The sequence below is a fragment of the Myxosarcina sp. GI1(2024) genome (genome assembly GCF_053543375.1).
The window spans coordinates 105066-113574 of record NZ_JBKGTY010000009.1 but is presented as its reverse complement, the minus strand read 5'-3'; the positions used below and the strand labels follow the sequence as shown (position 1 = coordinate 113574).

General features: G+C 42.3%; 6 protein-coding genes and 1 pseudogene. 3 read left to right on the top strand and 4 right to left on the bottom strand.

What is annotated here, in order from left to right; translation table 11 throughout:
- Window positions 1-117 precede the first annotated feature (117 nt).
- The 3 genes from ACLFKQ_RS24780 to dapF all read right to left on the bottom strand — a co-directional run bounded on the left by ACLFKQ_RS24780 (window position 118) and on the right by dapF (window position 4937).
- Window positions 118-1755, bottom strand: coding sequence for a B12-binding domain-containing radical SAM protein (locus ACLFKQ_RS24780; RefSeq protein WP_449002353.1), 1638 nt, complete (start codon window positions 1753-1755; stop codon window positions 118-120).
- Window positions 1756-1828: 73 nt separating this feature from the next.
- Window positions 1829-3598: a metallophosphoesterase gene (locus tag ACLFKQ_RS24775; protein WP_449002352.1), complete on the bottom strand. Its 1770-nt coding sequence runs from the start codon at window positions 3596-3598 to the stop codon at window positions 1829-1831.
- A 493-nt stretch (window positions 3599-4091) separates the two neighbouring features.
- Window positions 4092-4937 (bottom strand): diaminopimelate epimerase, encoded by an 846-nt coding sequence (gene dapF / locus ACLFKQ_RS24770; protein WP_449002351.1) that lies wholly within the window; start codon window positions 4935-4937, stop codon window positions 4092-4094.
- A 31-nt stretch (window positions 4938-4968) separates the two neighbouring features.
- Here dapF and ACLFKQ_RS24765 point away from each other — a divergent pair, with 31 nt between their 5' ends.
- Complete coding sequence (locus tag ACLFKQ_RS24765) at window positions 4969-5181, top strand: Hfq-related RNA-binding protein (protein ID WP_449002350.1); 213 nt, start codon at window positions 4969-4971, stop codon at window positions 5179-5181.
- A 248-nt stretch (window positions 5182-5429) separates the two neighbouring features.
- Here the strand turns inward: ACLFKQ_RS24765 and ACLFKQ_RS24760 are convergent, their stop codons facing one another.
- Entirely contained in the window at window positions 5430-5885 is a 456-nt protein-coding gene (locus tag ACLFKQ_RS24760) for a GatB/YqeY domain-containing protein (protein ID WP_449002349.1), read from the bottom strand.
- Window positions 5886-6269: 384 nt separating this feature from the next.
- Here ACLFKQ_RS24760 and ACLFKQ_RS24755 point away from each other — a divergent pair, with 384 nt between their 5' ends.
- Complete coding sequence (locus tag ACLFKQ_RS24755; protein ID WP_449002348.1) at window positions 6270-7862, top strand: hypothetical protein; 1593 nt, start codon at window positions 6270-6272, stop codon at window positions 7860-7862.
- Between the two features lie 110 nt (window positions 7863-7972).
- Window positions 7973-8509, top strand: a pseudogene (locus ACLFKQ_RS24750) (IS1/IS1595 family N-terminal zinc-binding domain-containing protein); the annotation flags it as partial.

The following is an 8509-nucleotide window of genomic DNA, read 5'->3' as shown; positions in this document are numbered from 1 at the left end:
GTTGTTTGAGCAGCGAGTTTGCAACGGTAAATCTAGGTTTACAATGCTGAAGTGCGTAAGTCCTGACCCTGTTAAAATCGGCTTGTTGTTTTAAGGCAATCAGGGGCAAGAGAAAGTTCATGTCAAAAGTTTCTTAGTTTGCTGAAACTGAGGAAAATGACTCAACGCTTCTTCGAGGTGTTTGACAAGAGTATTTGTGGGTAATGCTCCTCGAATGTGCTGCCAGGGTAAAATTTGCTCTTGCTGCCAATCTTGATGAACGTAATAATCTAAATCTGGCAATTGTCCTTTTAGCTGTTTGAAGGCTCGTTTGTAACTACCAACCGAATCGCCATATACTCTAGTCAATTCCAGTAATTTTGCCAAACGGCGATCGCCCCTAGAAATTAAGGCTTGAATTACCGACCAATTATAGCTTTCAGGACGAAAATCGATGCCGCGCATTCTCAGTTGTTTCTCTAAATACTTTAGTCTTTTTTTAGCGTCGCGATTGACTCCAAACCATTGGAATGGAGTATGAGCTTTAGGAACGAAGGTGCTGCACCCCAAGGTCAAACGCAAACCAGGAGCAGCTTTTTTGACTGCCTCCATCATTGCTACGGTTTGCTCTACATCTGCGATTTCTTCTCCGGGTACGCCCACCATCCCGTAAAACTTAATGGCTTTCAAACCTCCCGCTCGAGCATTTACCGCAGCCCGAACAATTTCTTCATTACTCAGTTTTTTATTGATAATTTGTCTCAGTCTTTCCGAACCACTTTCGATCGCAATGGTAATGGAACGGGTATCTCTAGCAGCCAAAGTTGCGGCGAGTTTTGCGGTAACGGTATTGGTACGCACCGAAGCAATACTAAGGCGAACCTCGCGATACTGGGGTTGGGACAAATAATCGAGTAGGGCTTCAAATTCGGGATGCTGAGTTACCGATGCTCCTAGTAAGCCGATGCGGTTGGTTACTTGCAAACCCCGTTCGATCGCCGGAAGCAAAGAACCTTCTATAGAAGCAGTGCGAAACGGTAAAGTCAAATAGCTTGCCAAACAAAAGCGACACATTTCCGGGCAGCTTCGGACTACTTCTACCATATAGATATTTTCCCAAGCTGCTTTTTCGGTAACTACCGTCGAAGTTGAAAGGACGTTACCTCGGTAAGTTTGCTTCTCTACTCGAGCGGGAAGATTGGTATCGATTGGAGTTATCTTGGCGATCGCTCCATCCTGGCTGGAGTAGCTTACCTTATAGAAACTCGGTATGTAAACTCCCGGAACTGCGGCTAGATGGCGTAACTTAGTAGCGCGATCGCAGTGTTTAACTTCCCGATAGGCATCGATAAAATTGTCTAAGAGATCTTCTCCATCCCCAAGCAAAATAAGATCGAAAAAATCGGCAAAAGGTTCGGGGTTGGCAGTTAAAACCGAACCACCGCCAAATACTAAAGGATGATTATTTTCGCGATCGCGACTGTAAAGGGGTATCCCTAAAGACTCGAGTAAATTAAAAATATTAATATAGTCTAATTCCCAGGAAACCGAAAAACCCAAAAGTTCGGGATTTTTCGGTAGCGGTTCATTGAGATCGACAAACAAGCGGCTGACATTTACATCCCTTCGCCGTGCCAGAGTAGCCCAGACTACTTGATAGCCCAAGCTAGTAATACCGACGCTGTATTCATTGGGAAAGGCAAAAATAACGGGAGTTGCCTCGGCATCTCCAGAGACAGGAGTAAATAACAGTTTTTCTTGTTGAAATACGCTCACGAATAAATTTAAATCTAACAATACATCTTTATTATCGATCCCTTTTCATAAGGTATGGAGTAAAGTTTGCCGATTAATCTAGAGTAAACTCATCAAACTTAACCACTGCCGAACCCGATCGACGAGTGTTGTAACGGTAGCTGCTAATACTCCCGGTTGCGGTATCAAAAATGCTAAACACGGTAATCTCGTTGCTAGCAATATAAGGCAGAGGATTGCCCGACTCGTCCATTAAAGGTGCAATGTTGGGAACGATCGCTTCTAAACCATTGGGATCTCCTGTAAGAGCGTAGCTAAATTCCGGATCGTCTTCAGGTACGGAACGCTGGTTATTATCTAAGTGCGCCCCATAAGTATTACCAACGTTAGAAGATTCTAAAAAGTGCATTCCCGAGGGACTGGTAAAGCGATTCCAAAGATGAGAATGTCCGTAGTAAACTAACTGCACTCCTGCGCTTTCTAATAAAGGAATCAAATCGCGAATAATATAGTCTTCGGCGATGGGATATCGATAACGAACCGAAGTAATTAAATCCCCTTCGCCATACTCGATCTGAGGCTGAGGTGTAGTATAGGCAGGAACGATATTACCTCCCAAAGTATGGGGAGGATGGTGAAACATGACAATTTTGTATTTTGCCTGCTGAAACGCCGTGCTAGCAAGTTCTGCTTCTAGCCAACGATATTGAGGACTATCTTTAGTTATTGGTTCGAAAATATGCTGTCCGTAACCCCACTGCCAAGGTCGATTGAAATCTTCTTCTCGTTCGCGATATCTACCTTTGACATCGGGTTCGAGACTGGGACTGCGCCAGATATTAGTTACGTACAAAACTACCAAATGGATATCTCCAAAAGTTACGGCATAATATGGGTTGCTACCGAGATTGTCGTTATTGCTTCGAGGTAGGCTAAAAATTTCTTCGTAAGTTCGGGTGTTAAAAGAATTGTCTTCAATCCAGCTTGGGGGAATTTGGCGATCCCTAGAATCGGGATTAGTCTCTCGATAGTAGGCGGCGGCGATCGCCCGAGGAACGGCATCGTTATACTGTTGCTTTAACTGGGATTCCATCGAAAATCTCCCCATTACTTCATGATTGCCGGTCGCCGGAAACAAGGGAGCATTTTGAATGATTTTTCCCCCTCGATAGCTAGTTTTAACCCCATCCATATCTAGTTCGTAGTTGGCACGTCCTTGTAAAGCGGGAAAAAAAGCACCACCCCGAGCGTCATCGAACCATTCTGAAGCGCGGTCTGGAACGTTAACTAAATCTCCTGCGAAAAAAACCCCATCTATTTTATCGATAGTTTCTACTACTTTTTGCAAATTGGCTGCCGTCATTGGCATTAACTGATGGTCGGATGTTAATAGTATCTTCAAGGGCGTTCCAGAGGTGGGTAAGCTAGATAGAGTATGAGTACCTCTGCTGTTAATAATTGCCCCTTCGAGTTCGCTACTTACTTGATAGGGAATTCTCTGGTTGGCAGTCAAACCCGTGACTATTGCTTCATGTCGCCATATATCTCTCGAATGAGGTTTGGTATAGGTATTATCCTCAAGGTAAGAATCTTCATCTTCTCTAACTCGACTTAGTTTAGTAGTAGTCGCGATCGCTTTTTTCTCTAAATTTTGACCGTAAGTTACCCAGTGGCTAGTGCCTTGAAATTCGGTAAACCAGACTACATTAACCGAAGTTGGTGTAGGAAGTTGTAAAAAGGGATCTGTTAGTAGAGTTTCAATTGAAAGAGATTGTGGTTCTTCTCGCATGGAAATTATCATCGACCACGAAATAATTACCAAAATAATTAATAAAGTTAACAGAGTAAAATTACTGAGCTTCATTGTTAATTCGTGCTCGATTTCGTCAGTTTTGTTGCTTTTAGTTTGCCAGCGGTTAGATAATAAATTCGTGAGGCTTTGAGATTGACTTGAGCTAATTTTTAAGTAAATTATATTACTATTTGTCAAGTCAAATCTTGAGAGCTAGTAAGGATTATCACTAAACACTATTTAATTTAGGAGCGTTTGTCCCTGTCGCTTACGGTGGCTTCATTTATCTAACGAGTTATTTGAGGATTTAATAAAGTTCGGAGTTTAAACTAGATAATTTCTCTGATACGAGTTTATAATGAGGTCAGTAAATCCCAGAGTCAGATGGGTATTTTTTCGATAAAAAAGTCAGAAATTACTGTAAAACTCGTTTTCCTCAGTAAATATATCGAGCCAACTCTGTCGTCAAGCTTCCATAAAGTTTTTACCAAAAGCTTAAAGTTATTTATTTGTGTTTAGTGGTATCCTTCTAATTCCCATGCTTGGTAACGAGCGGGGAATTTTTTTATAGATAATATTTACCGGTAAATACTGCGATCGCCGAACCCGTCATATAAACCCTGTCATCTGTTTTCGACCAGTGGATCTGTAAGCATCCCCCCGGCAATTCTACAGTACAAGAGCGATCGCATTTATCATTTAGTACGCCGGCGACCACCGCAGCACAAGCACCAGTACCACAAGCTAAGGTTATACCCGCTCCCCTTTCCCAGACGCGCATTTTCAAGTAATCGGATTTCACAACTTTAATAAACTCTGTATTAACTCGTTGGGGAAAAGCAGAGTGATGCTCGAATAGAGGTCCGATAGTTTCTAGGACGATCGCCTGGCTGTCTTCGACAAAAGTAATACAGTGGGGATTGCCCATACTAACACAAGTAACCGACCAGCTGCGATCGCCAACTGTGAGAGTGCGATCGATAACTTTTTCATCTTCAGCCGCCAGAGTAGTGGGAATCTTGGCTGCCGTTAGCTGTGGCGTACCCATATCTACCGTGACTTCGCCGTTACTAGTTAGTTTTGGAGTAATTATGCCAGCTAAAGTATTGATTTTGTAAGATTTATTGGTTTTCTTTTCCCCTGTTACATCAGAGATAAACTTAGCCAAACAGCGAATACCATTGCCACACATTTCCGGTTCGGAACCATCAGAATTGTAGATGTGCATGGTGTAATCTGCACCTTGTTTGCCTGGGAGAGCAAAAATAACCCCGTCGCCACCGATACCAAAATGGCGATCGCACATTTTTACGGCTTGTTCTGGAGTTATTATAGGTTCGACGGAGTGCAAATTATCAATCAAAATAAAATCATTACCCAGTCCTTGGTATTTGCTAAACTCAATTGTCATTGGCGAATTTTCCTAATAATAACGATTTAAAATGAGTAAATTTGATAGTGGTTTACCTAGCGTCAGAAAAGTTCAAGACTATATCAAAGATAAACAAGAAGTAGAATTAAAATTAACGACCGACGATCTGCTAGTGGGTAAAATTATCTGGCAAGACAATGATTGTTTGTGCCTGATCGATCATTACGACCAACAGACTATAGTTTGGCGACAAGCTTTAGTTTATCTCAAACCTAAAGCCTAATCGTAGACCGTTGATGGTTAATTTAATTCTCTATTTGGCTAACAGAGAGCGACAACTCGATCGTTAATAGTCAATCGTCAGACTGGTATTTGATAGTCAATCGATTAATGGACGATTAAATCTATCTATAAATAACGAACTGATTGAGCAACGCTCAATCGCAGCGCTGGATATAAAATCCAGGGACCGTTTGAACAGCTATGAACCATCAAGCTCTACTGCAAGGAGCGAACCGTACTCTTTTAAGCCTAAGCTAGCTTGCTTTTAACCATAGCCTGAATTTTTTTACCGTCAGCTTTGCCTTTTAGTTGTTTCATGGCAGGTCCCATTACCTTACCCAAGTCTTTGGGCGATGAGGCACCGACAGAAGCAATAATATCGTCGATAATCTTTTCTAATTCTTCATCGCTTATCTGTTCGGGTAAATAGGTTTCAATAATCTTTAATTCCTGAGTTTCTTTTTCGGCTAAGTCGTCTCTTCCTGCTTGTTGGTATTGCTCGATCGAGTCGCGCCGCTGTTTTGCTTGTCTTGCTAGCAGTTCGATTTCTTGTTCTGGAGTTAGACTTTCTTGTCCTTTGGGACGCAGGGCGACTTCTTCTTCTAAGATCGCTTTTTTGATACTTCTTATTGTATCCAAACGAACTTTATCTTTGGCTTTCATTGCCGATTTAAGATCTTCACCGATTCGTTCTTTAAGACTCATATAAACTAAACCCCTCCTAAAAAGACTTATTATATCGTTTTAGTTGTTATTTATAATTTGCCGCCGGCGCGGTCGCATTCCCCGTACCATTAAACGAAGGAAGAAGTTCGAGGGAAGAGGGAAGAAGGTTATTTAAATAGTAGATTTAAACTACTATTTCAATGTAGACTTTTTATCTAGCGATTAAAAAGGGGACTTGAACCCAGTAGCTCAAAGCAAAAGTTAAAAGCGATCGCATTAACTACAAGCTTTAAGGATCGTTAACAGGCGGCAAAAAGACCCAACTTTTTGTCCACTTCGAGAAATCGAAAAAATCTAAGCTAACTCTCTCGCATCGAATGAGACTGCTATATACTAGCTACTCAAAAGTTGTCTTCAATTTTAATGAGTAAAGATTTATTCGCCCGCGCTGCGCTAGACCAGATACCTAAAATCTTGACGCTTCTAGATCGTAATGCTCACAGTCCTACTTACGGCTGTTTCGATCGCACTTTTTGGCAGTATAAAGTAATTGATTTTCCGGCGGGAATGTCTCAGGAGTTTGTCTATCCTCTGGCGTTAGCCTATCATACCGACCTTGAAGGCAATATTTTCTATCAGCAGCCCATAATTAGAGAATGGGTGGAAGCGGGAATACTCTACGCAGCTAAAAGCAGTCATCGCGATGGCTCTTGTGACGATTATTTTCCCTTCGAACGAGCCACAGGTGCAGCCGCTTTTTCCCTCCTTGCCTGTATTGAAAGCTATACTTTGATGGGTTTAGACAACTCAGAAGCCTTGCGGTTTTTTAGCAAACGCGCTGACTGGTTGGCACACCATCAAGAAAGCGGTCGGTTGAGCAATCATCAGGGGTTAATTGTCTTATGTCTGGAATTAGTATCTAGGTTATTAAAAAGCGATCGCTGGCAGGAGAGCAAGGAGCAAAAATTAGAACAAATACTAACTTGGCAAAATCCCGAAGGCTGGTTTCAAGAGTATGAAGGTTGCGATCCTGGCTATCAAACCCTGACTATTTCTTGTTTGGCAAGGGTTTACCAACTCAATCCCAGTAACCGTTTAAAAGATGCGATCGCCAAAGCGGTAATTCTCGCCGCTCAGTTCGTCCATCCCGATGGTTCTTACGGTGGGGAATATACTAGCCGCAATACCTATAACTTTTTTCCTCACGGCTTTGAATTAGTCGGTAAATGGTTGCCCGAAGCTTTAAACATCAACGATCGCTTTTTGCAGGGACTGGCTAACAGACTCGGTGCTTGTTATGCTGACGATCGCATTATCGGACATCATACCTGGAACTATCTTTTGGCTTGGCGCGACTTCGTTGCTACTCGTCCCGAATTACAACCTCGTCTCAATGGTCGTTTCTATCTACCAGAAGCAGGTCTGCTAATCGATCGCCGCTTCAATACCGAACTATATTTGGCTCTCAATAAAGGAGGAGTTTTTAAGCTATTTCGCGACGGTAAGTTAGTTGTCTCCGATACTCAGTTTTCTTTGCAAGTAAAAGACGGCAATCAAGTTAAAAACGCCGTCGGACACTTAGTAGGTAACTATCAAACTAAAATTACCGAGGATGAAATTGCGATCGCTGGTTCTTTGGGCTGGGCAAAACAGAAACAAATGAATTCTTTTAACCTAATTGTCTTACGGGTAGTCATGCTGTCTTTAGGGCGTTTCTTTCCCAATCTAATCCGCAAAATCTTACAAAAAGTTTTGATTACGGGTAAAAGATCGGCTCCCTTTCGTTTTTCTCGTCGCTTAGTTTGGCAAGACGGCAAGTGGCAAGTAAACGACGAACTAGCAGCTGAAACTTGGAATGACGTTTTAGCTGCCGATATTGGTTGCGATCGCACTTCAATTTATGTGGTGATGAGTCGCACTTTTCAACTAGGACAACTACAGCCTCCTTGGGATTTGAGCGATCGCCTCAAACGACTACAGCCAGGAGAAGTTTTAAAGTTAACCAGAAATTTATAGGTATCCTCTGACATAGGCGATTTGCCAGTGTTAATTGTATGGTGATTCGGTAGTCCTGTAGAAGTAACGATCTAAAATAAACGTCGAGCTTAAATAACTCGAGAGCAAAGCCTACTTGTCCAAGCTGCCATTCTGAGAAAATTGTCAAAAATGGTCGGATTCACAACGGAAAACAAAGGTTTAGATGTAATCAATGTCATCGTCAATTTGTAGAGAAACCGCAAAAAATCGTCGTTAATCAAGAGAAACGGGAGTTGATTGACAGGCTCTGATTAGAAAGAATTTCTTTGGCAGGTATTGCACGAGCAGTTGAAGTGTCAGAAAAGTGGCTTCAAACCTATGTTAACCATAAATAAATATGCTCTAGTTCCCAGAGAAATAAAAGTCACACCCAAAAAAAGGGGAAATTGACGAAGCAGTGTGATGCAATGTGGAGGGGCTGTGTGCGGACACAGGTTCCGCACCTTGAAAGCCCCGTGTCATTTGTAGACCATCAAGGAAATAAACAATGGGTCTGGTTAGCTTTGGATTCCAAAACTCGTGAAATCGTTGGGGTAACAATTGGCGATTGGCTTTGCCACTGCGCGGAGCGCAATCGCAGCGAACAAGCAGCGCCAGAACTGTGGAATTCGCTACCTCCTGTCTAT

What these genes read in the sequence shown, in the direction of transcription:
- ACLFKQ_RS24775 (WP_449002352.1), bottom strand. Translation starts at nt 3,598, where the DNA reads ATGAAGCTCAGTAATTTTACTCTGTTAACTTTATTAATTATTTTGGTA.
- dapF (WP_449002351.1), bottom strand. Translation starts at nt 4,937, where the DNA reads ATGACAATTGAGTTTAGCAAATACCAAGGACTGGGTAATGATTTTATT.
- ACLFKQ_RS24765 (WP_449002350.1), top strand. Translation starts at nt 4,969, where the DNA reads ATGAGTAAATTTGATAGTGGTTTACCTAGCGTCAGAAAAGTTCAAGAC.
- ACLFKQ_RS24760 (WP_449002349.1), bottom strand. Translation starts at nt 5,885, where the DNA reads ATGAGTCTTAAAGAACGAATCGGTGAAGATCTTAAATCGGCAATGAAA.
- ACLFKQ_RS24755 (WP_449002348.1), top strand. Translation starts at nt 6,270, where the DNA reads ATGAGTAAAGATTTATTCGCCCGCGCTGCGCTAGACCAGATACCTAAA.